The 20,673-nt window shown below is 70.4% G+C and carries 17 protein-coding genes; 10 read left to right on the top strand and 7 right to left on the bottom strand.

Annotated features, from left to right (window positions below; all coding sequences use genetic code 11):
• The first annotated feature begins 70 nt into the window (after window positions 1-70).
• Genes OG568_RS13800 through OG568_RS13815 form a run of 4 tightly spaced genes read left to right on the top strand, consistent with a single transcriptional unit; the run spans window position 71 to window position 3,667 of the window.
• Window positions 71-1,186: an aliphatic sulfonate ABC transporter substrate-binding protein gene (locus OG568_RS13800; RefSeq protein ID WP_266429583.1), complete on the top strand. Its 1,116-nt coding sequence runs from the start codon at window positions 71-73 to the stop codon at window positions 1,184-1,186.
• Window positions 1,187-1,222: 36 nt separating this feature from the next.
• Complete coding sequence (locus OG568_RS13805; RefSeq protein ID WP_266431878.1) at window positions 1,223-2,011, top strand: ABC transporter ATP-binding protein; 789 nt, start codon at window positions 1,223-1,225, stop codon at window positions 2,009-2,011.
• Window positions 1,998-2,918: an ABC transporter permease gene (locus OG568_RS13810; RefSeq protein WP_329531736.1), complete on the top strand. Its 921-nt coding sequence runs from the start codon at window positions 1,998-2,000 to the stop codon at window positions 2,916-2,918. Before OG568_RS13805 ends, OG568_RS13810 begins: the two co-directional genes overlap by 14 nt.
• A gap of 8 nt (window positions 2,919-2,926) precedes the next feature.
• Window positions 2,927-3,667, top strand: a complete 741-nt coding sequence (locus OG568_RS13815) for a sirohydrochlorin chelatase (protein WP_329531737.1) — start codon at window positions 2,927-2,929, stop codon at window positions 3,665-3,667.
• Window positions 3,668-3,671: 4 nt separating this feature from the next.
• On the opposite strand, the gene OG568_RS13820 is transcribed toward OG568_RS13815, so the two are convergent.
• From OG568_RS13820 to OG568_RS13835, 4 genes are all read right to left on the bottom strand, one after another.
• The gene (locus OG568_RS13820; protein WP_329531738.1) at window positions 3,672-6,272 is read right to left on the bottom strand and encodes a fibronectin type III domain-containing protein; all 2,601 of its coding nucleotides are present in this window, start codon (window positions 6,270-6,272) and stop codon (window positions 3,672-3,674) included.
• Window positions 6,273-6,428: 156 nt separating this feature from the next.
• Complete coding sequence (locus tag OG568_RS13825) at window positions 6,429-7,058, bottom strand: mycothiol-dependent nitroreductase Rv2466c family protein (RefSeq protein ID WP_329531739.1); 630 nt, start codon at window positions 7,056-7,058, stop codon at window positions 6,429-6,431.
• Window positions 7,059-7,113: 55 nt separating this feature from the next.
• Window positions 7,114-7,725: a TIGR03086 family metal-binding protein gene (locus tag OG568_RS13830; RefSeq protein WP_329531740.1), complete on the bottom strand. Its 612-nt coding sequence runs from the start codon at window positions 7,723-7,725 to the stop codon at window positions 7,114-7,116.
• Window positions 7,726-7,735: 10 nt separating this feature from the next.
• Entirely contained in the window at window positions 7,736-8,773 is a 1,038-nt protein-coding gene (locus tag OG568_RS13835) for a ketopantoate reductase family protein (RefSeq protein ID WP_329531741.1), read from the bottom strand.
• Between the two features lie 39 nt (window positions 8,774-8,812).
• Here OG568_RS13835 and OG568_RS13840 point away from each other — a divergent pair, with 39 nt between their 5' ends.
• The gene (locus tag OG568_RS13840; RefSeq protein ID WP_329531742.1) at window positions 8,813-9,643 is read left to right on the top strand and encodes an aldo/keto reductase; all 831 of its coding nucleotides are present in this window, start codon (window positions 8,813-8,815) and stop codon (window positions 9,641-9,643) included.
• Window positions 9,644-9,677: 34 nt separating this feature from the next.
• The gene (locus OG568_RS13845) at window positions 9,678-10,544 is read left to right on the top strand and encodes a transglutaminase-like domain-containing protein (protein WP_329531743.1); all 867 of its coding nucleotides are present in this window, start codon (window positions 9,678-9,680) and stop codon (window positions 10,542-10,544) included.
• Here OG568_RS13845 and OG568_RS13850 read toward each other — a convergent pair.
• Window positions 10,525-10,860 (bottom strand): nuclear transport factor 2 family protein, encoded by a 336-nt coding sequence (locus tag OG568_RS13850; protein ID WP_329531744.1) that lies wholly within the window; start codon window positions 10,858-10,860, stop codon window positions 10,525-10,527. The genes OG568_RS13845 and OG568_RS13850 overlap by 20 nt on opposite strands.
• Before the next feature lie 103 nt (window positions 10,861-10,963).
• Here OG568_RS13850 and OG568_RS13855 point away from each other — a divergent pair.
• The 3 genes from OG568_RS13855 (at window position 10,964) to OG568_RS13865 (ending at window position 15,880) form a co-directional block, all read left to right on the top strand.
• Window positions 10,964-11,760, top strand: a protein-coding gene (locus tag OG568_RS13855; protein ID WP_329536356.1) for an IS5 family transposase whose coding sequence is annotated in 2 segments (ribosomal slippage) — window positions 10,964-11,300 and window positions 11,300-11,760 — 798 coding nt in all. Because the reading frame shifts where the segments join, the coding sequence is not laid out codon by codon here.
• Window positions 11,761-11,905: 145 nt separating this feature from the next.
• Window positions 11,906-13,279, top strand: coding sequence for an MFS transporter (locus tag OG568_RS13860; RefSeq protein WP_329536357.1), 1,374 nt, complete (start codon window positions 11,906-11,908; stop codon window positions 13,277-13,279).
• A gap of 453 nt (window positions 13,280-13,732) precedes the next feature.
• Complete coding sequence (locus OG568_RS13865) at window positions 13,733-15,880, top strand: zinc ribbon domain-containing protein (RefSeq protein ID WP_329531745.1); 2,148 nt, start codon at window positions 13,733-13,735, stop codon at window positions 15,878-15,880.
• Window positions 15,881-15,927: 47 nt separating this feature from the next.
• Here the strand turns inward: OG568_RS13865 and OG568_RS13870 are convergent, their stop codons facing one another.
• Entirely contained in the window at window positions 15,928-16,476 is a 549-nt protein-coding gene (locus tag OG568_RS13870) for a DUF1697 domain-containing protein (RefSeq protein ID WP_329531746.1), read from the bottom strand.
• Between the two features lie 276 nt (window positions 16,477-16,752).
• Here OG568_RS13870 and OG568_RS13875 point away from each other — a divergent pair, with 276 nt between their 5' ends.
• Complete coding sequence (locus tag OG568_RS13875) at window positions 16,753-19,017, top strand: MMPL family transporter (protein ID WP_329531747.1); 2,265 nt, start codon at window positions 16,753-16,755, stop codon at window positions 19,015-19,017.
• A 209-nt stretch (window positions 19,018-19,226) separates the two neighbouring features.
• On the opposite strand, the gene OG568_RS13880 is transcribed toward OG568_RS13875, so the two are convergent.
• The gene (locus OG568_RS13880) at window positions 19,227-20,453 is read right to left on the bottom strand and encodes an RNA-guided endonuclease InsQ/TnpB family protein (protein ID WP_329531748.1); all 1,227 of its coding nucleotides are present in this window, start codon (window positions 20,451-20,453) and stop codon (window positions 19,227-19,229) included.
• Window positions 20,454-20,673: the final 220 nt, after the last annotated feature.

Below are 20,673 nucleotides of genomic sequence, written 5' to 3' on the forward strand. Positions count from 1 at the left end.
CGAAGACCTGCCGACCTCCCGGCCACGACCTGAAAACGTGACCGCCGGGCCAACGAGAGGAACCCCTCCCGTGCCTGCCATCCGCTCGAACCTCGTACGCCGTGGCATAGCCACCGCCGTCGCACTCCCCCTGCTCGCGCTCGCCGCGTGCAGCTACGGCTCCGACTCCAAGGACTCCACCTCCTCGAAGGAGAAGGTCGCCGCCGGATCCTCGAAGATCGAGGGTCTCGACACCGTGAAGATCGGCTACTTCGGCAACCTGACCCACGCGACCGCGCTGGTCGGCCGCCAGGAAGGCCTCTTCCAGAAGGCGCTGGGCGGCACGAAGGCGGAGTACTCCATCTTCAACGCCGGTCCCTCCGAGATCGAGGCGCTGAACTCGGGCTCGATCGACATCGGCTGGATCGGCCCCTCGCCGGCGATCAACGGCTTCACCAAGTCCCAGGGCAAGAGCCTGCGCATCATCGGCGGTTCGGCGTCCGGCGGTGTGAAGCTCGTGGTCAACCCGAAGAAGATCACGTCCCTGAAGGACGTCAAGGGCAAGAAGATCGCGACCCCGCAGCTCGGCAACACGCAGGACGTGGCGTTCCTCAACTGGATCGCGGAGCAGGGCTGGAAGGTCGACGCGCAGAGCGGCAAGGGTGACGTCTCGGTCGTCCGCACGGACAACAAGATCACCCCGGACGCCTACAAGTCCGGCTCCATCGACGGCGCCTGGGTGCCGGAGCCGACCGCGTCCAAGCTGGTCGCCGAGGGCGGCAAGGTGCTGCTGGACGAGTCGTCGCTGTGGCCCGACAAGAAGTTCGTGATCACGAACATCATCGTGTCGCAGAAGTTCCTCAAGGAGCACCCGAAGGTCGTCGAGGCCGTGCTGAAGGGCTCGGTCGACACCAACAAGTGGATCAACGCCAACTCCGACCAGGCGAAGGCCGCGGCGAACGCGCAGCTGAAGGTCGACTCCGGCAAGGAGCTCCCGGCGAACGTCCTCGACCCGGCCTGGAAGTCCATCCAGATCACCAATGACCCGCTGGCCTCCACCCTCAACACGGAGGCGGCGCACGCGGTGAAGGCGGGCCTGCTGGAGAAGCCGGATCTGAACGGGATCTACGACCTCACGCTCCTGAACAAGGTCCTGGGGGCCGCGGGCGAGAGCACGGTCGACGACGCCGGTCTCGGCGTCAAGTAAGGACCCACACCGATGAGTTCCCAGGAGGTGACGACCATGGCCACGACCCTCGCCAAGGCCGCTGACGGCGCCGAAGTGGTGGAGCACGCCGCCCGGATCGAGCATGTCTCGAAGTCCTTCGCCGGACCGGCGGGGCCCCAGCTCGTCCTCGACGACATCACCCTCGATGTCGCGCCGGGCGAGTTCGTCACCCTTCTGGGGGCCTCGGGGTGTGGGAAGTCGACGCTGCTCAACCTGGTCGCGGGCCTCGACGCCCCGACCGCGGGCAGCATCACGACCAACGGGCGTCCGGCCCTGATGTTCCAGGAGCACGCCCTGTTCCCGTGGCTGACCGCGGGCAAGAACATCGAGCTCGCCCTTCGGCTGCGCGGCGTCGCGAAGTCCGAGCGCCGCGACCGGGCGGAGGAGCTGCTCGAACTCGTCCGGCTGAAGGGCGCGTACGGGAAGCGGGTGCACGAGCTGTCCGGCGGTATGCGCCAGCGCGTCGCGATGGCCCGCGCGCTCGCCCAGGACAGCCAGATCCTGCTGATGGACGAGCCGTTCGCGGCGCTGGACGCCATCACACGGGACGTCCTGCACGACGAACTGACCCGGATCTGGCGCGAGACCCGGCTGTCCGTCCTCTTCGTCACCCACAACGTGCGTGAGGCGGTGCGGCTGGCCGAGCGTGTCGTCCTGCTGTCGTCCCGCCCGGGCCGGGTGGCCCACGAGTGGCGGGTCGACATCCCTCAGCCGCGTCGTATCGAGGACGCGGCCGTCGCCGAGCTGTCCGTCGAGATCACCGAACAACTGCGTGGGGAGATCCGCCGCCATGGCCAGCACTGAGACGAAGGCCGACGCGGCCGACCAGCCCGTCAAGGACAGCCCCGGCAGCGACATGGCGGGCCTGGAAGCGGGCCTCGACGCCCTGGAGACGGTCGGCCACACAAACAGGCCGACGTTCCGCCAGACCTTCGTCGAGAAGATACTGCCGCCGCTCGTCGCCATCGCCCTGGTGCTGGTGGTGTGGCAGGCGCTGATCTCGTTCAAGGTCGTCACCGACCCGAGCAAGCTGCCCTCCCCGTCCGACGTCTGGGGCGAGGTCAAGAACGCCTGGCTGCAGGGCACGCTGCTCGACTACATCTGGACGAGCGTCTCGCGCGGTCTGCTCGGGTTCCTCTTCGCCCTGGTGATCGGCACCCCGCTGGGTCTGCTGGTGGCCCGCGTGAAGTTCGTCCGCGCCGCGATCGGCCCGATCCTCTCCGGCCTGCAGTCGCTGCCCTCCGTGGCCTGGGTGCCGCCGGCCGTCATCTGGCTGGGCCTGAACAACTCGATGATGTTCGCGGTGATCCTGCTCGGTGCCGTCCCCTCCATCGCCAACGGCCTGGTGTCGGGTGTGGACCAGGTGCCGCCGCTGTTCCTGCGGGCGGGCCGCACGATGGGCGCGACGGGACTGCGCGGGACCTGGCACATCGTGATGCCGGCCGCGCTGCCCGGCTATCTGGCCGGTCTGAAGCAGGGCTGGGCGTTCTCCTGGCGCTCCCTGATGGCGGCGGAGATCATCGCCTCCTCCCCCGACCTGGGCATCGGCCTCGGTCAGCTGCTGGAGAACGGCCGCACCGCCAGTTCCATGTCGATGGTCTTCCTCGCCATCTTCCTCATCCTGTTCGTCGGTATCGCCATCGACCTGCTGATCTTCAGCCCGCTGGAGCGGTGGGTGCTGCGCAGCCGCGGTCTCCTGGTGAAGAGCTGAGCCGCGTCATGACGAGTCAGCCGGTCCTCCTGGTCATCGCCCACGGCAGCCGCGATCCGCGTCATGCCGCGACGGTGCACGCCCTCGTACGGCGCGTGCGGGCGCGGCGCCCCGGCCTGCGCGTGGAGACCGGCTTCCTCGACTTCAACATCCCCTCGGTGCAGGGGGTGCTGGAGTCGCTGGCGGCGGAGGGCGTACGCGATGTGGTCGCCCTCCCCCTCCTCCTCACCCGTGCCTTCCACGCGAAGGCGGACATTCCGGCGGTCCTGCGGGAGGCCCCGTCGTGCCTGCGCATCCGCCAGGCGGAGGTGCTCGGCCCCTCCCCCCTGCTGACGTCGGCGCTCGACCGCCGGCTGTACGAGGCGGGGCTGACCCCCGCCGACAAGTCCTCGACGGGGGTCGTGCTGGCCTCCGCGGGGTCCACCGACCCGGAGGCGATCGCGGTGATCGCAGAAATCGCGCGGGAGTGGCGGCACACCGGTTGGTGCGCCGTGCGGCCCGCGTTCGCCTCCGCATCCCTTCCGCGCACCGAGGACGCCGTACGCGAACTGCGCGCCCTCGGCTGCGAACGTGTCGCCGTCGCGCCCTACGTCCTCGCGCCCGGCTTCCTCCCGGACCGCATCGCCCGGGGCGCCGCCGAGGCGGACGTACTGGCCGATGTACTGGGCCCGGCGCCGGAGGTGGTACGGGTCCTGCTGGAGCGGTACGACGAGGCACGCGTCCCGGTCCTGGCGGCGCTCGGCGCCTGAGCGCTCACGACTTGGTGGTGGCCGTCACGGTGGCCGCCGGTCCCGTGCCCGCCGCCGTCACCGTCGCGATCGTGACGGTGTACGAGGTGCCCGGCCTGAGTCCTCCGATCACCCGGAACATGCCCTTCGCGGAGGGCTGGGTGACCAGGACGTCCCGCCCCGTGACGTCGATCGGGGCGCGGCCGTCGGAGACGGTGACGCGGTAGCCGACGACCTTGGCGTCACCGGTGGCGGTCGGCGGGGTCCAGGCGACGGTGGCCGCGGTGGACGCCGTGCGCAGCTTGGGGCCGGTCGGTGCGCCCGGCAGCGCGGTCACGGCGGTCGGGGTCAGCGGGAGCGAGGCGAGCGACGGGGCACTGGTGCCGTGGGTGTTGCTCGCGGTGACGGTGACCGTGAGCGGGCCGCCCGGCGCGGGCAGTCCACCGATCCGTACGACCGCCGTGCGCTTGAACTCGGCGGCGCCGATGGCCTGTTCGCCCACCTGATGCCCGGTCGCGTCGTACGCCCGCGCCGTGTAGCCCGTCACCGGTGAGCCGCCGTCCACGAAGCTCGGGTTGAAGGTGACGTACAGGGCGTCGGCGCCCGCCGTGCTCGTACCGACACGGGAGGGTGCCTCCGGGGCGGAGACGGCGCCGACGCGGCGGTCGAGCAGTCCGCGGTAGGCGGGTTCGAGTCCTGCGTTGTCGAGGATCTCCGGCGGTACGTCGGAGGGGGCCGTCATGATCTTGTTGCCGGCCGTCACCAGGCCCTTGTTGTCGCTGTCGGAGGTTCCCTCCTCCCACCAGTTGTCCTTGACGAGGGTCGGGTCGTTGTTGCCGAGGGTGTCGCGGTAGTCGGTGTGGCGGGAGGCGACGTTGGCGTACGAGGCGTTGTAGAGGACGTTGCCCTCGACCGTCTCGTAGGTGCAGCCGTTGTCGGTGTAGACGTTCTTGCCCAGGCCCCACTGGTCGTGGATGACGTTGCCGGTGACCTTCTCTCCGTCGGCCAGGGAGGTGCCCGTCAGGCCCTGGGTGTAGATGCCGCCGCCGTCGTCGAGCATCTGCATGTAGTCGAAGATCAGGTTGTCGCGGACCGTGTTGTCGTGGCTGGGGTTGGGGGTCGCCGGGTCGCCGATCTTGTCGGGCCAGCCGCCCCAGCCGAGGGAGACGGCGCTGTAGCCGACGTGGTCGATCTGGTTGTGGGCGATCGTGGTGCGCTGGGTCCAGCCGTCGAGGATCGCCACGCCGCCGTGGTACTCGCGGGGAAGTCCGTAGAGGTGATTGTTCGTCACCTGCACCCCGGAGGCCGGGGTTTGCCCGTCCACTGAGCCGATCTCCAGGCCGTTGCCGGAGATGTCGGTGAAGACGCTGCCGCTGACCGTGGAGTCCTTCGAGCCGGTGCCCAGGTCGAGGCCGGACGCGCCGAGATGGGCGAAGACGTCGTCGCTGAACGCGATGCGCTGTCCGTACGCGAAGGAGACGTTGCCCGGCATCTTGGTCCAGGAAGCGAAGGGGCAGGTGCCGCCCTCGACGTACTGGCACAGGCCCTGGGTCGCCCAGCCCTTCTCGCCGGTGATGGTGTAGCCCGCCTGGATCTCGGAGAAGCCCTCCGGCCCCGAGGGGGTGAGCCAGGTGGCGTAGCTGAACTGGAGGCCGCGGAAGGCGAGGTCGTGGACGGGCGCGGCGGCGGTGCCCCGTCCGTCGATCAGCTTCTCGGCCTGTGCCGCCTCGACGTCGGCGCGCGCGAGGTTCTCGCCCTTGCGGGGCAGGTAGTAGACCCGGTGTGCGGCGCGGTCGAGGTACCACTCGCCGGGCTGGTCCAGGAGTTCGTAGGCGTTCTCGACGTAGGTCGCCCTGCCGCCGTTGGTGAGGTGGCCGGGCCCGACCATGCTGACCGTGCGGCCGGGGATGTCCGGGAACTCGACCCGCTTGTTGGAGTTGTCCCAGCACGGCTGGACCATCGTGATCGTGGTGCCCTCGGTGGCGGCGACGCGGCAGCGCGGCTCGGTCCACTGGCCCAGGCCGTCGCGCTCGACGTTCCACAGGGACTCGCCGCTGGTGTAGACGAACTCGGCGTCGGAGGGGTGCTTCCAGTGCGCGAGGGCGTCGGAGGACGCCGTGTACCCGGTGGCGGTCTGGGTGAGGGTCACCGGCACGGCCCCGCGGGCCCGTTGGGCGCGCACCCCGTCGACGTACAACTGCCGTGTGTCGGTGAGGCCTTGGGGCGCGGGCGCGGACCACAGGCCTGCCCTCCCGGCGACCGGGCGCCAGCCCTCGACCTGCCGGCCACCGCTGATGACGGTGTTCCCGGTGCCCTGCCAGATCACCTGGTGGCCGCCGGTGCCCGAGTCCCGGGCGTCGAGGGTGAGGGGCGCGGTCTGCCGGTACGTTCCCGACGCGAGGTGGACCGTCAGATCGCCCTTCATCCCCGTGACCCGCTCACGCACCAGGCCGCGGGCGCGTTCCAGGGTGCGTACGGGGTGGCGGGCGGTGCCGTTCGCGTGGTCGTTCCCGCCCGGGGAGACGTAGAGGTCGGAGGTCGCGGGCTGGGCGGAGGACACGGCGCCCGGAATTCCTAAGGCCAGGACCGTGGAGATCAGGGTGACGAGGGCGGCTCTTCGGCGCATGGGCATGTTCCCCTCCCGTGGGATCAGCCTGTACCCAACGCCGAGAAAGGTAGGATCTATCAAGCGTCACCGTCAATGAATGCGACAGAGAACGCCCCAACTTCCTCCTACTGGCCACCGATTCATCCGAGCAGCGTTCATATTCCAGACCGCCGTTCAGTCGAAGGACAGTCCTCCCGTCCTCGTCCGCTTGAGCTCGAAGAAGTCCGGGTGGGCGGCGAGGACGCGGAAGCTGTCGAAGAGCTCCGCCGCGCGCTCGCCCCGCGGAACGGCCCGCAGGACGGGGCCGAACCACACCGTTCCGTCGACGTGGAGGGTGGGGGTCCCCACATAGCCGTCCGAGCCGGGCTCCCGGCCCGCCTCGTGACTGCGGCGTACCGCCTCGTCGTACGCGGAGTCGTGGGCCGCTGCGGCCAACTCGGCCGGGAGCCCCAGTTCGGCGAGGGAGTCGGCGACCACGGCGTCGAAGTCCTCGACCCCTCGGTCATGGATGCGGGTGCCGAAGGCGGTGTAGAGGTCGCGCAGCACCTTCTCGCCGTGTTGTTCGGCGGCGGCCACCGCGACCCGTACGGGTCCCACGGACTTGTCGACCAACTCCCTGTACCAGGCGGAGAGTTCATTGCCCTGGTTGTGCAGGTGGAGGCTCATCACACGGAAGCGGAGGTCGAGCGGGCGGGCACGCTCGACCTCCAGCATCCAGCGTGAGGTGATCCACGCGAAGGGGCAGGCCGGGTCGAAGTAGAAGTCGACGCGGGTGGGTGAGTCGTCCGTCCTCGGGTTCGTCATACCGTCGAGGCTAGCCAGTCAATGGCACAGTGACACGGCCCAATTCTCCTCTGAATCACTGGTCCAATACGGTGTGGGCCAGGTGCGGATTCCGGCCGCTGTGGGCGAGGGCGCGCTCGAAGACGGGTGCGTCGTCGGACACTGGTACCGGGTCGGCGAAGCCGTCGTACTGACGGTAGAGCTCGGCGTGCGTGTCGACGACGTCCAGGACGAACCGGGCCGCGCCGTCCGAGATCCGCAGCTCCTGGCCGGTGGCCGTCGCGACGTCCCAGCCGTGCACCGCCATCTCCTTGACGATCATCGAGGCGATGTCGGCGGCGGGCATCTTCGCCGTCCCGAGCTCGACTTCGCCCTCCCACACCTCGGGGTCGTCCCAGGCGGCCACGGCGCGGTCGAGCTGCTCGGCGTACGCCCGCGCCCAGCCGGGATCCGCGGTGAAGTCGCGACCGGTCAGTTCCTCGGGGAGCTGCTCGCGCAGCGCGCGGTGCTCCAGGCCGTGCGCGGTGTAGAGGACCCAGTGGTTCACCAGGGTGCGCAGGTCCCAGTCCGGGCAGTGCGTGGGACCGGGCTCCGCCAGTCGCGCCGCCGTGACACCGCCGGCCACCCGGGCGGCCTCGGCGGCGCATTCCACCATGTACGGGTGCACGTTCTTGTACGGATTGCTCATGCCCTTCACGCTAGGGACGCGGCGCGTGCTCCTCTTGAACAAACGCGACAGCGTCGTCGGCCAGGCGTACGAGTTCCGCGACCGGCAGCGATCCCGCCGCCCTGCGCTCGCGCGCGAAGGTGTTCGCGAGCCGCTGGAGCAGTTCGTTGAGCGGGGTCGGTACGCCGTGCAGCCGACCGAGGAGGACGATCTCGCCGTTGAGGTAGTCGGCCTCGATGGTGCCGGTGCCCCGGTCGAGGGACTGCCAGGAGGAGCCGCCGCCGCGTGGGGAGCCGTCGAAGGGCTCGAACCGGATCTTGTTGTCGCGGGCCTTCGTCTGCTCCTCCTCACTGGTGTACGCGATCTCGGCGGCGGTCAGCACCGCTTCGCCCTCCGCGCGCACTCGCGCGTAGAGCGCCAGGCCCTCCTCACTGGTCAGGACGCCGCTGACCGCCTCGATCGCGTTCGCGAGATTGCCGAGCAGCTTGGCGTACTGCCAGCGGGCCACGTCCGGCACGACGGGTGCCTCGAAGTCGGCCTTCTCCAGGTCGGCGGCGATGCGGCGGGCCGTCTCGTCCGTGCCGTGCGGATGGCGGCCCAGGTGCAGGATTCCGGTGAGCGGGGCGCCCGCCGCCGACACCGCACCCGGCTCGACGAGGGTCGCGGGCAGCCAGACGCAGACGCCGTACACCCGGCGGAAGCGGCGCAGCGCGATCCGGGGGCTCTCCACCCCGTTCTGCGCGCAGACCAGCGGCAGCCGTTCGGCGGCCGTGCCGCCGCCCGCCACGGGTGCCGGGCCCCATGCCTCCAGGGCCGCCTCGCTGTCCTGTGTCTTCACCGCCAGGACCAGTACGTCGTCGGCGCGCAGTTCCCCGAGCGCCGCGGGCCCGTCGACCGTGGGCAGCCGGTGTGTGCGCGTCCCCTCCGAGGTCATGAGCCGCAGCCCGTGCGTGCGCAGCGCCTCGTAGTGCGCGCCCCGCGCGACCAGCGCCACCTCGTGGCCCGCCTCGGCCAGCCGGCCGCCGATGGCCCCGCCGACCGCTCCCGCTCCTATGATGATGTAACGCATGGAGACGAGCCTCGCACAGTCGTATGTACCCTCCATTAAATGGTTTCGGAAAACTTCGTCCTCGGTGGGGAGCTGCCGGTGCGGCGGCTCGGTTTCGGCACCGCGCAGTTGACCGGTCCCGGCTACTGGGGGCCGCGCGGGGACGCCCGGGACGCGGTGGCCGTGCTGCGGCGGGCCGTCGAGCGCGGGGTCACGCTCGTCGACACCGCCGACAACTACGGTCCCGCGATCGCCGAGGAGCTGGTCGCCGAGGCCCTGTATCCCTACGACGAGGGCCTGTTGATCGCGACCAAGGGCGGAGTCGTGCGCACCAGTGACCGTGCCTGGCACGTCGACGGGCGGCCCGAGCGGTTGCGGGCGATGTGCGAGGCGAGTCTGCGGCGGCTGCGGCTCGACACGATCGGCCTGTACCAGCTGCACCGGCTCGACCCGGCCGTACCGCCCGCCGAACAGCTAGGCTCACTCGCCGCGTTGCGTACGGAGGGCAAGATCCGGCACATCGGGCTCGACACCGTCACCGCCGAACAGCTCGAAGCGGCACTGGAGTTGACCGACATCGCCTCGGTCCAGAACCGCTTCAACCTGCTCGACCGCGACTCGGAGCCGCTGCTGAAGCTGTGCGAGGCGCGCGGGATCGCCTTCCTGCCCTGGTTCCCGCTGGGCAACGGCTCCCTCACCGCCGACCCGGAGTGCGCCCGGATCGCCGCCGCGCACGGGGCGGCACCGGGGCAGATCGCCCTGGCCTGGCTGCTGCACCGCTCCCCGGTGCTGTGCCCGACCCCGGGCACGGGATCCCTCGCCCATCTGGAGGAGAACCTCGACGCGGGCCGGGTGCGGCTCACCGCCGAGGACATGGCAGCGCTGGGTTGACCTTGCCCCTGGGACAAGGACGAGAGTCTCGGACATGGACCAGTACCTGAAGCAGACGCCGTACAGCGATCCCGGCGACGCTCTGGACAGGGGCGGACTGCCCCGCGATCCGGAACAACTCGCCCGTGTCGTCAGAGATCTGATCATCCATCGGGGCGAGGGACGGCGCTTCGACTACGCCATCCCCGAGGAGCGGGTGCACGAGGACGCGGAGTCGCGGTACGCGGCGCGGCTGCTGCGGATCCTGGCGGAGCGCGGGGACGCCCCGCTCACCGAGCCGCGGGCGCCAGCACGACGGTTCGTGGGCACGTGCCGGGACTTCGCGCTGCTGCACTGCTCCCTCCTGCGGGCCACGGGGACGCCCGCCCGGCTCCGTTGTGGCTTCGCCCGGTACTTCGACGAGTACTACGCCGACCACTGGGTCACCGAGTACCGCCTGCCGGACGGCGGTTGGCGGCTGGCCGACCCACAGGTCCACCACGGGTACGACATCTCCTTCGACCCGATGGACGTGCCCCGCGACCAGTTCCTGGTGGCCGGGGACGCCTGGCGGGCGTGCCGCGAGAAAGGGACCGACCCCCGGAGGTTCGGCGTGTTCGACCTCAACGGGATCGAGGGCCTGTCGTATCACGGCCTGTGGTTCGTCCGCGCGAACGTCCTGCGCGACCTGGCCGCACTCAACGGTGTCGAAGTGCTGCCCTGGGACGCCTGGGGCCCCGAGATCATCGACGACACGGCGCTCGACGCGGACGAGCTCGCCCTGATCGACTCCGCCGCCGCGGCCGGCGGCGAGGACGAGCTGCGACGCCTGTACCGGGATCCGAGGCTGACCGTCCCGGACGAGATCGTCTCGTACACCACCTACCACGGCGTACGAAAGGTCACTCTGGGGCGGACCTGAAGGGCGTGCCCTGGTGGAAGTACAGGCGCCAGCCGTCCTGCGTCCGCCGCCACAGCGAACTGCGGTGCACCCGACGGCCGTTGTCCCCCTCCGTGTCGAACGTGAGGTGGACCAGGTCCGGTGCGAGCTGGACGCCCTTCATCCGTGAGGCGGTGACGGGCCGCGACCCCTGCTGGGCCAGCAAGGTCAGTTCGGTGAGGACCGAAGCGCGGTCCCACAGCCTCCCGGAGGAGCCGAACTCGTAGAAGTCGGGGTGGAGCAGGGCCCCCATCCGCTCCGGCGAGCGGCGGACCTCCGCGTCGAGCAGGGTCTTCAACTGTTGGGTGTTTGGCTTAGAGTTCCTAGCCAAACGACGCTTCCACCCTCGGAATATTGGCATCTGACGGAGTGTTTGCCTTCATGTGAGAAGGGGTGAGCAGCTGCCGTGGATCGTGTCCGATGAGCTGTGGGCGCGGATCGAGCCGTTGTTGCCGGTCGTGCCGCGCCGTGCCGATCACCCGGGACGCAGGCGTCTGGACGACCGGAAGGTGCTGTCGGGCATCCTGCTGTACACCGGCATTCCGTGGGAGTTCCTGCCCCAGGAACTGGGCTTCGGCTCCGGCATGACCTGCTGGCGGCGCCTGCGCGACTGGAATGACGCGGGTGTCTGGCAGCGTCTCCACGAGTCGCTGCCGGCCGAGCTGAACGCCGCAGGTGCCCTGGACTGGTCGAGGGCGGTGATCGACGGCTCCGACGTACGGGCCATGAAGGGCGGCCCAAAACCGGACGGAGCCCGGTCGACCGTGCCCGAACTGGCTCCAAGCATCATCTGATCACCGAAGCGCACGGCATTCCGCTGGCGGTGTCACTGACCGGCGGCAACCGCAATGATGTCACGCAGCTCATGCCGCTGATCGAGGCTGTTCCGCCGGTGCGCGGCCGGCGTGGACGGCCTCGCCGACGCCCCGTCAGCCTCTACGCCGACCGGGGCTACGACCACGACAAGTACCGCCGGCAGGTCCGGGCGGTCGGGATCACCCCGGTCATCGCCCGCCGCGGCACCGGACACGGTTCAGGGCTGGGTATCCACCGGTGGGTGGTCGAGCAGAGCTTCGCGCTGCCGCACTGGTTCCGCCGGTTACGTATCCGCTGGGAGATACGCGATGACATCCATGAAGCCTTCCTCGTCCTCGGATGCGCGCTCATCTGCCGGCGGCGTCTGAAGTCGAGTCCGTAGGGATCAAAAGCATTGGCCCTGGCCAGAGTTGCTGCATACCTTGCTGCCCGTGACCCGCCGCTGCCCTGCACCCGTCGCATCTGCCCCTCCGACCGGGCTGTTCTCCCGTACGTATCTGGCCGCCACCGCCAGTTTCGCGGCGGTGATGTTCCTGACCGGGTTCGCCGCGCTGGCGGTGATGCCGTTGCTGCCGGTGGCTGCCAGGGACCTCGACGGGGTCGCTCTGTATCCGTTGGTGGCGGGGGCGTTCGTGGCCGCGAGCCTGCTCGGCGGGGTGCTGGGCGGGGCGTGGGCGGACCGTGCCGGAGCCCGGCGGCCGCTGGTGGCCGGGGTGGTCCTGACCGTCTTGACACTGCTCGTCTCCGCGACCAGTACCACCATCTGGCAGTTGGCCCTCGGGCGCTTCGCGGACGGCATCGCGGCGGGACTGGTCGCGGTGTCTGTCAACGCGGCCATCGGCCAGTCCTACCCGGATCACATACGCGCCCGCGCCCTGGCCCTGATGAGCGCCTGCTGGATCGTGCCGTCACTCGTCGGTCCGCCGCTCGCCGGGCTCGTAGCCGCGTGGTGGTCTTGGCGGGCGGTGTTCTTCGGCCTCGCGGGCCTCACTCTGCTTCCGGCGGTGGCCGCGGTGCTCCTGCTTCGAGGGCGGGCGGCGCAGGGCGGAGCATCGCGGGGGGCCCAAGGCACCGAGGGACCCGTGCGGCGGCCCGCCCTGCCCACTGCGGTGGCGGTGAGCGCGGCAGCGGCGCTCACCCAGTACGGCGTCTCCGCCTGGGACGTACGGCACGCAGCGTGCACGGTGTCTGGCCTGACACTGCTCGCGGTGTTCGCCCCGCGGCTGCTGCCGCCGCGCACCTGGCGGGCCGAGCGCGGGCTGCCCGCCACGGTGCTGCTACGGGCGCTCACCTCGGGCGCGTACTTCACGCTCGAGGCGTTCGTACCGCTGATGCTGAGTACGGCGCGACGGGTGCCGGGCGTGGTGACGGGGCTTGCGTTCACCGGGGCCGCGCTCGCCTGGGCCGGGGCGTCCTGGGTGCAGGGACGCCTGCAGGAGCGGGTACCGCGGCACCGGCTCGTCGCCGTCGGGGCCGGGGTGATGGCGGCCGCGGTTGCTCTGGCCGTACTGTGCACCCTGCCCGCGGTGCCCGCGGCCGCGGCGGTGTTCTCGATGGTGCTGGCCGCTGTCGGTATGGGGCTTGCGGCGCCATCGCTGACCCTGCTGTCCCTCGCACACGCCCCGGTCGGCGGGCAGGGTTATGCGAGCGGCGCGATGCAGACTTCGCAGAATCTCGGCCAGACGGTGGTCCTGGCGCTAGCCTCGGCCCTGCTCAGCGCAGTGTCGACGGCGGCGACTGGTCAACTCGCTCCGTTCGTATGGGCGTTCGCGCTACTGGTACTACCGGTCGTGGGGACGGTCTGCCTGGCAGGCCGGACGCGGATGGCAAGCCCCGATCGGCAACGCGACCCTGCACCGGCCGTCACCACTGCCCATGCTGAACCCGTGGACGCGACATAGGCGATGCAGATCATTTCGTTAGGAGTTCTTAAGCAGGCTGGCTGATGCTGCTGCATGTCATCGGTGCGGATCTTCAGGATCTGCCACTGCTTTCTTCCCCGTTCAGTTGGGATTTCCGTCGGCTTTGAGATGTGCGGGGACTCTGCTGCTCAATTCGTGGAGCCTGTGGAAACCGCCGTCAATGGTGGCGTCCCCCGGGTCTTCGTCGCAGGTCGCGAGCGGAGGTCCGGCAGCCGCGCCGAATTGACCAGCAGAGTCTGCGGGTGTTCCCGGTCTGGTCCTTGTCGGATGCCGATGGTCGTGGTCTTCCCGTACTCCGGGGCCTTCTCGCACTTTCGGGGTGCGGGAAGGCCGTGTCCTTGTGTGATGGTCGGTCGTTAGGCCGATCGGAGTGCCGGGATGCGGCCGCCTGTGAAGATGACCGGACACGTGCCAGAAAGCGGGGTGGTAGGCGTGGCCAGGCTGATGGCGACGGCCACGTGCACCGCCTTCTCCGGCGAGCTGGAAGGCACCGGTGAGCGGGTCGGGCAGCGAGCCCTGCTGGAACGGGTGGGTTTTCTGACGGAGTTGAGTCAGAAACTGACCGGCGCTCTGGTGGCCGCCCGGTGGGACGAGGCCTGCCTGGACGTGCTGGCCGCCGGGGTGGACGAGCGGGGCGAGGCGCTGCCGTCCAAGGGGTGGATGGCGCTGCGCCGCCTGGACTGGCCGCAGACTGTCACGCCCCCGGCGGGGGTGTATGTCCCGGACCGGGTGCGCCGGGGTGTGGAGGAGTACGCGGCCCGCACCCTGCGGCTGGCCCTGCACCGGCGCAGTATCGTGGCCGCCGTCCTGGCCACCTGGCCCGCTGATCCGCGGCGGCGCACCGAGGCGGAATGGACCGCGCTGCGCGCAGCGCTGCCCGCCGGGGTGAGCGGTGCGGAGGTGCGCAACCGCACCCGGCAGGTCCGCCAGTTCATGGCCGGGCACGGGCACCTGCCCGCCGGGCTGTGCGTCCTGGAGGGCCCGCCGCGGGTGGCCCCGCTGGTGGTGCTGGCGGCGATGGACCGCCAGCAGGTCACCCTGGCCCGGGTGGATGAGGTCACCGCCCGGCTGCGGGTCAAGCTCCCCCTGCGCGCCGCCCCGGCCACGGGGCGCGACTGGGCCTGGCACGTGATCGACATCCATCTGCCCGGCACCGTCACACCGGATGCGGTGCTGCACACCCCGGCCCTGCGCCCTACCCCGGCCGGGAGGATCGCCGTCGACCTGCCGCACTCCCGGCCCGCCCCGGCCACCAAAGCGACCGGCCATACCGTGGCACTCGGTTTCGACTGGGGTGTCAACACCCTGCTCACCGGCACACTCGGCCGCCTGACCGGCCAGGGCCCGGCCCAGCGGGTGGTCACCGACGGCCGGCCCCTGGTCTTCGACGCCACCACGATCAGTGCCGCCCTGCACCGGCTGCGCGGCCACCGCGAACACCTCGCCGCTAAGCGCGACCACTACCAGGCCCTCGCCGACGGGCTCGGCTCCCCGTGCCCGGCCTGGGGCGAACACCTCGACCGGGCCCGGGTACTGGACGTCGAGCACGGACGGGTGTGTGCCCGTATCCGGCAGCTGAATGCCGCGCTGGCCTGGTCGGCGGCCCGCTGGGCCGTCGACCAGGCCGTAGCACTCGGCGCGAGCATCATTTACCTGGAAGACCTGACCACCCTGGAAGCCCGTGGCCACCGGCGCGGCAACGCCCGGCTGTCGGGGCAGGTGCGCGGCACGGTGGCCGAAGCGATCCGGCACCTGGGAGCGAAGGCGGGGATCGCGGTGGTCACCGTCCCGGCCCGGGGCACCTCCAAACGGTGCCCCGGCTGCCTGAACACCCTCACCCACCACCCCGCCCCCGACCGACTGACCGAACGCGGCTGGAAGTGGGCGCACTGTCCGGGGTGCGGGCTGTCGATGGACCGGGATCACGCCGCCGCCCGCCGGATCGTCTCTCGCGGCCTGCTCGCCCAAGCCCACACCATCACCGACCGCGCCACCGGCGCCCGGACCATCCGCACCACGGTGGAGGGCACCGTGGTCCTGGTCCGCCGTCCGAAGAAGACCACCCGCCGCCTGCGCCGACAGTGTCGCGCAGAGCAGGCCCCGCCCCGGCCGCGCGGACCGAAGACCACCCCGGGCAAGCAGCGCCCCACCCCCAGCAGGCCGAGCGGCACCCGGCACCGAGGTGCCCGGCGTGCCTACGCAGACACAGCCCCGGGCCCTAAGACTTCCCGCCGTATGCCCGATGTGCGTACGGTCCCCGCCACCACCCCCACCACGGGGGCAGTCCAGCGTCCGGCGGGGCATGACACCCAGGCACCAGCCGTATCCGGGCCGGCGCCAGGTCATGGAGTACCCGCACCCCACCGGCCCGAAGAAGACCTTCTCCCGGCCGGCCGGGTGCGGCTCTCGAACAGAACCTGTCGACGGCGCACCCGCGCCGCCGAGCGGACCGGCTTCCACCACCTGCACGCCACCCAGGTCCACCCCCTCACCCCGAGGTTCGGACCACCGGACAGCGACCGCACACGGCCACGCCGCGCCCGAAAAGCCTGGAAACCACAGGCACACACAGAGTTCTAGAGACGCTCAGTTCGCCCATGATGGCGGCCTCCACGGCGGGGTTGTGCTCAGGCACCGGTCAGCTCCTCGAGTTTGACGACCGTGTTCCAGTTGCGGGCGGTGGCGGTGACGCCCTTGAGGAGCCGGGGCTTCGACAGGGCCACGGCGAGCTTGGAGCGTCCGAGGCCGTCGGGGGCGTACAGATAGAGCGCCCGGTCCCCGAGGCGGAACTCCTCCGGCAGGAAGAGGGCCGGGTCGACCGAGGCGAAGCGCTCGGGGTCGACGGGGCCGGAGAAGTAGGTGACGTGCAGCTGCTTGGCCTCCAGTTCGGCGGCCGGGAACGGGCACGCCTCCCGTACGGCCCTCAGATAGGCGTGGTCGCGGACCAGTACGCCGACGCCGAAGCCGAAGTGCTTCTCTATTGCCTCGGCCAACTCGGCCGCCAGGGAGTCCTCGTCACCGCGGTCGGCGGAGAAGACGGCGTTGCCGCTCTGGAGATACGTCTGTACGTCGCCGTGGCCGAGTTCCGCGATCAGCGTGCGGAGCTCGGCCATCGGCACCTTCTTGTTGCCGCCCACGTTGATCCCGCGCAGCAGTGCCGCGTATGTCGTCGCCATCCGCACACCATAGGACGGCCGTCAGGCCCGGGCGGACCAACACCCGCACCCCGGTCCCGATCGACGGCCGCACCCTGATCCGGATCCCCGAGAGGCCCGGATAGGTGTAAGGGGCCCCTGTCCTCCCCAGTGCGGAGGCGACGGGGTCCGCGGGGAGGAGCCGGAGGTCGTGGGGTTCACCGGGCAGCACGAGGAGACGTTCTTATCCGCCCCCTACCTTCATAAGCAGAGATGACGGCAGGGGGCTGTCACCGTGCACAAGGGGGCAGGCCCGTCATGGGGAACGGAGACATACGGGTGCGGGGCATCGCCGCGCGGGCAGGCGGCTGGAGCGCCCGGCACCGATGGGCCGCCGTGGGGATCTGGGTGCTGTTCGTCGTCCTGGCGATGGGGATCGGCTCGGCGGCGGGCCGCGTCGACGTCAAGGAGAGCGACCAGCTCAAGGGCGAGACGCACACCGCCGCGAAGATCATCGAGGACGCCGGGATCGAGGAACCGGCCAGTGAGAGCGTTCTGATCCAGGGGAAGGACGCGAGCGTCAAGGCCACGGACGCCGACTTCCGCGCCGCCGTCACCGCCATCGTCAAGGCCGTCGAGGGGACCGGCAAGGTCACGGACGTGACCTCCCCGTACGACACGAAGACGATCTCCAGGGACGGGCGCAGCGCGCTCGTGCAGTTCGACATGCGGGGCGACGCGGAGACCGCGGGTGACCGCGTCGAGCCGGTGCTGAACGCCGTCAAGGGCGTCCAGAAGGACCACGCGGGGCTGCGGATCGAGGAGATCGGCGGCGCCAGCATGCAGAAGACGTTCTCCGACGCGTTCGGCGACGACTTCAAGAAGGCCGAGTACTCCGCGGTGCCGGTGGCCCTCGGCATTCTGCTGATCGCCTTCGGCGCCCTGGTGGCGGCGCTGCTCCCGGTGGCGCTCGCGGTCACCGCGATCATGGCGACGATGGGCCTCATGGGCATCGTCAGCCACCTCCAGCCGATGAGCGACACCGCCAACTCCGTGATGCTCCTGGTGGGTCTGGCCGTCGGCGTCGACTACTGCCTGTTCTATCTGCGCCGTGAGCGCGAGGAGCGCGAGGCCGGCCGGGACGCCGGTGCCGCGCTGCGGATCGCCGCCGCCACCAGTGGCCGCGCCATCGTCGTCTCCGGTGTCACGGTGTGCGTGGCCATGGCCGGCATGCTCTTCACCGGACTCGCCGAGTTCGAGGCGATGGGGCTGGCCTCGCTGATGGTCGTGGCGGTCGCCATGGTCGGCTCGGTCACCGTACTGCCCGCGCTGCTCTCACTGCTCGGTGAGCGGGTCGAGAAGGGCCGCCTTCCGTTCCTGCACCCGGACAAGCGGCGGGCCAGGGGCAAGCGCGTCCGGTCCGCCGAGGAGGGCAGCCGGTTCTGGAGCGCGGTGCTGCGGGTCGTGCTCGCCAAGCCCGCCGTCTCACTGGTCGTCGCGGCCGGGGCGCTGCTGGCCATCGCCGCTCCCGCCCTCGGCATGAAGACCCAACAGCTCACGCTGGACAAGGAGTTCGGCAACTCGCTGCCGATCGTGGGGACGTACAACCGGGTCAACGACGCCTTCCCCGGCGGGTCCGAGCCGGCCGAGGTGGTCGTCAAGGCACACGACATCGACGCCGCCGACGTGAAGTCCGCGCTCGCCGACTTCCGTACCGAGGCGATCAGTTCGGGCGCCTCGCGCGGCCCGGTCGACATCAAGGTGCACGCGGCGCAGAACGTCGCCTTCGTGTACGTGCCCCTCGTGGGCGGCTCCGACCAGGACAAGGCGGAGAAGAGCCTTCAGCTGCTGCGCGACAAGGTGCGGCCCGACACGCTCGGCAAGGTCGACGGCGTCCAGGCCCCGATCACCGGACAGGTCGCCGGATCGCACGACTTCAGCGACCAGTTGCTCGGCTCGGTCGCCCCGGTCTTCGCGTTCGTGGTCGTCTTCGCCTTCCTGCTGATGCTGCTCTCGTTCCGCTCGCTGACGATCGCGATCACCTCGATCGTGCTCAACCTCCTGTCGGTCGCGGCGGCCTACGGCATCCTGGTCGCCGTCTTCCAGCACGGCTGGGGCGCCTCGCTGGTCGGCGCGGAGGGTGTGGGCGCCATCATCACCTGGCTGCCGCTGTTCCTCTTCGTGATCCTCTTCGGACTCTCGATGGACTACCACGTCTTCGTGGTCTCGCGGATCCGTGAGGCGCGGCTGCGGGGCCGGGACACCAAGGACGCGATCCGGCACGGGGTGGTCACGACGGCCGGTGTCGTCACCAGCGCCGCCGTCATCATGGTCGCCGTCTTCGCGATCTTCGGAACGCTGTCCATGCAGTCCATGAAGCAGATGGGTGTGGGCCTCGCGGCCGCCGTGCTCATCGACGCGACGATCATCCGAGGGGTGCTGCTGCCGGCCGTGATGGCGCTGCTCGGCGAGCGCAACTGGTATCTGCCGAAGTGGCTGAACCGGCTGCCGGACCTCACCCACGACGAGTCGCCCGAGGCCGTGCTCCCGCCGGCCCGGGAGGGCGAGCGGGCCGGGGTGTGACCCCGTAACCGCGTCGGCATCAGGGCCTGTTGGTTCCCCAGGGAACCAGCAGGCCCTTTGCCCGGGCGCCCGTCTTGCCTGCGCGCCCGTCGTGTCCTGACGGACGCCTGGGTCGTCAAGGCACCTCGCACGCGGTCCGACCTGTTTGACTGCTCCCCTCTCTGAAGGGAGGGGATTCCTTCCTTCAGGGCTGAGCGGGGATTCCTGGCTCAGGCTGCCTCGGGGAGCAGCGCTCCCGGTGGTCTTACGCCCTCGACACCAGCCGGGTTCAGACCTGCCCGGACGAGCATCACGCGGGCGGAGTTCTTGTCTCTGGGGGAGACGGCTCCGCACGCGGTGCAGGTGTAGGTGCGCTCGGACAATGGCAGTGCGTGCTTGGTTCTCGCTCCGCACGATGCGCAGTCCATCGTGGTGTGTGCAGGGTGTACGAGACGGATGTCGCGTCCGTGCTTGCGCCCCATCTCGACCAGGGCCTTCTTCGTGGCGCCGATCGCGGCGTCCGCCGCCTTGCGCGCCATCGAGGACCTGGCGAGGAACTTCGGCCTGAAGTCCTCGACCGCCACGGCGTCATGGTCGCTCACGACCTTCTTCGCCCACTTGCGGCCGGCATCCTGGCGCTGCCGGGCGATCTTCGCGTAGGTCTTCGCCCGCCACTTCTTCGCCTCGCGGTAGCCCCTCGAGGCGGCCTGCCCCATCTTCGGCCGACGGCGGGCCATCATCCGGTCGTAACGGGTCAGCCGGGTCTGTGCCTTGCGGCCGTGCTGGGGGTGCGGCAGATCGTGCGCGTTGGAGGTGGTGGTCGCGATCTCCCTCACGCCCCAGTCCACGCCCAGTACCCGGCCGGTCTTGGGCAGCGGCCGTACCTCGGCGGGGACCACGAACGAGCAGTACCAGCGCCCGACGCTGTCCTGGTACACGCGCACCGAGGAAGGCTCGGCCGACAGGTCGCGCGACCACACCACCCTCAGCACGATCCCACCCGCCAAATGCAGGCGGCCGTCCTTCAGCCGAAACCCGCGCCGGGTGTAGTTCAGCGACGACAACGCCTCCCGTTTCTTCTTCCACCCCGGCAGACCGGCCCGCTGCCGCTGCGGCAGGCGTTCTTGAATGTCCTTGTGCGCCTTCGCGCGGGACCTGCCGAAGTCCCGGATCACCTGCTGCTGAACAACCGAGCTGCCCTCACGCAGCCACGGCATACGGCGCGCCTGGGTCAGCATCCGGTCGAGCTGCGCCGGGCCACAAGTCCGCTTCTCCCCCTTCTGTCCCGTGGTCTTGTTGTGCAGGTGAACCGCCCGGGACTTGGCGACACACTCGTTCCAGACCCACCGGCACCGGTCCCACTCCGCCTCCAGCGCCGCACCGGCGCCCGAGGACACGCGAAGCCGGTACGTGTACCGGGCACACCCGGTCCCATCGGCTTCACTGGGTGTCATCATGTCGCCAACATAACGTCATGATTCGCTTGTCACTCCGGATCCCGGCAGGCCTACCCGAACGGGTGACCGTCCACGCCGCCGCGGACCGGCGGTCCCTCAACTCCGAGATGCTCCCCCCGGGGGCATCCCCTCACCCCTCCCCGGGCAGACACCGGACCGCCCGGCGGCGATCCGGCCTCTCCTGCCCCGCTCCGCGGGAAACCGGATTCCTCCCCGGCCT

The organism is Streptomyces sp. NBC_01450, from assembly GCF_036227505.1.
GTDB lineage: Bacteria > Actinomycetota > Actinomycetes > Streptomycetales > Streptomycetaceae > Streptomyces.

What these genes read in the sequence shown, in the direction of transcription:
- OG568_RS13875 (WP_329531747.1), top strand. Translation starts at nt 16,753, where the DNA reads ATGGGGAACGGAGACATACGGGTGCGGGGCATCGCCGCGCGGGCAGGC.
- OG568_RS13820 (WP_329531738.1), bottom strand. Translation starts at nt 6,272, where the DNA reads ATGCGCCGAAGAGCCGCCCTCGTCACCCTGATCTCCACGGTCCTGGCC.
- OG568_RS13810 (WP_329531736.1), top strand. Translation starts at nt 1,998, where the DNA reads ATGGCCAGCACTGAGACGAAGGCCGACGCGGCCGACCAGCCCGTCAAG.
- OG568_RS13880 (WP_329531748.1), bottom strand. Translation starts at nt 20,453, where the DNA reads ATGATGACACCCAGTGAAGCCGATGGGACCGGGTGTGCCCGGTACACG.
- OG568_RS13830 (WP_329531740.1), bottom strand. Translation starts at nt 7,725, where the DNA reads ATGAGCAATCCGTACAAGAACGTGCACCCGTACATGGTGGAATGCGCC.
- OG568_RS13870 (WP_329531746.1), bottom strand. Translation starts at nt 16,476, where the DNA reads ATGGCGACGACATACGCGGCACTGCTGCGCGGGATCAACGTGGGCGGC.
- OG568_RS13845 (WP_329531743.1), top strand. Translation starts at nt 9,678, where the DNA reads ATGGACCAGTACCTGAAGCAGACGCCGTACAGCGATCCCGGCGACGCT.
- OG568_RS13840 (WP_329531742.1), top strand. Translation starts at nt 8,813, where the DNA reads ATGGTTTCGGAAAACTTCGTCCTCGGTGGGGAGCTGCCGGTGCGGCGG.
- OG568_RS13805 (WP_266431878.1), top strand. Translation starts at nt 1,223, where the DNA reads ATGGCCACGACCCTCGCCAAGGCCGCTGACGGCGCCGAAGTGGTGGAG.
- OG568_RS13825 (WP_329531739.1), bottom strand. Translation starts at nt 7,058, where the DNA reads ATGACGAACCCGAGGACGGACGACTCACCCACCCGCGTCGACTTCTAC.
- OG568_RS13860 (WP_329536357.1), top strand. Translation starts at nt 11,906, where the DNA reads ATGTTCCTGACCGGGTTCGCCGCGCTGGCGGTGATGCCGTTGCTGCCG.
- OG568_RS13835 (WP_329531741.1), bottom strand. Translation starts at nt 8,773, where the DNA reads ATGCGTTACATCATCATAGGAGCGGGAGCGGTCGGCGGGGCCATCGGC.
- OG568_RS13815 (WP_329531737.1), top strand. Translation starts at nt 2,927, where the DNA reads ATGACGAGTCAGCCGGTCCTCCTGGTCATCGCCCACGGCAGCCGCGAT.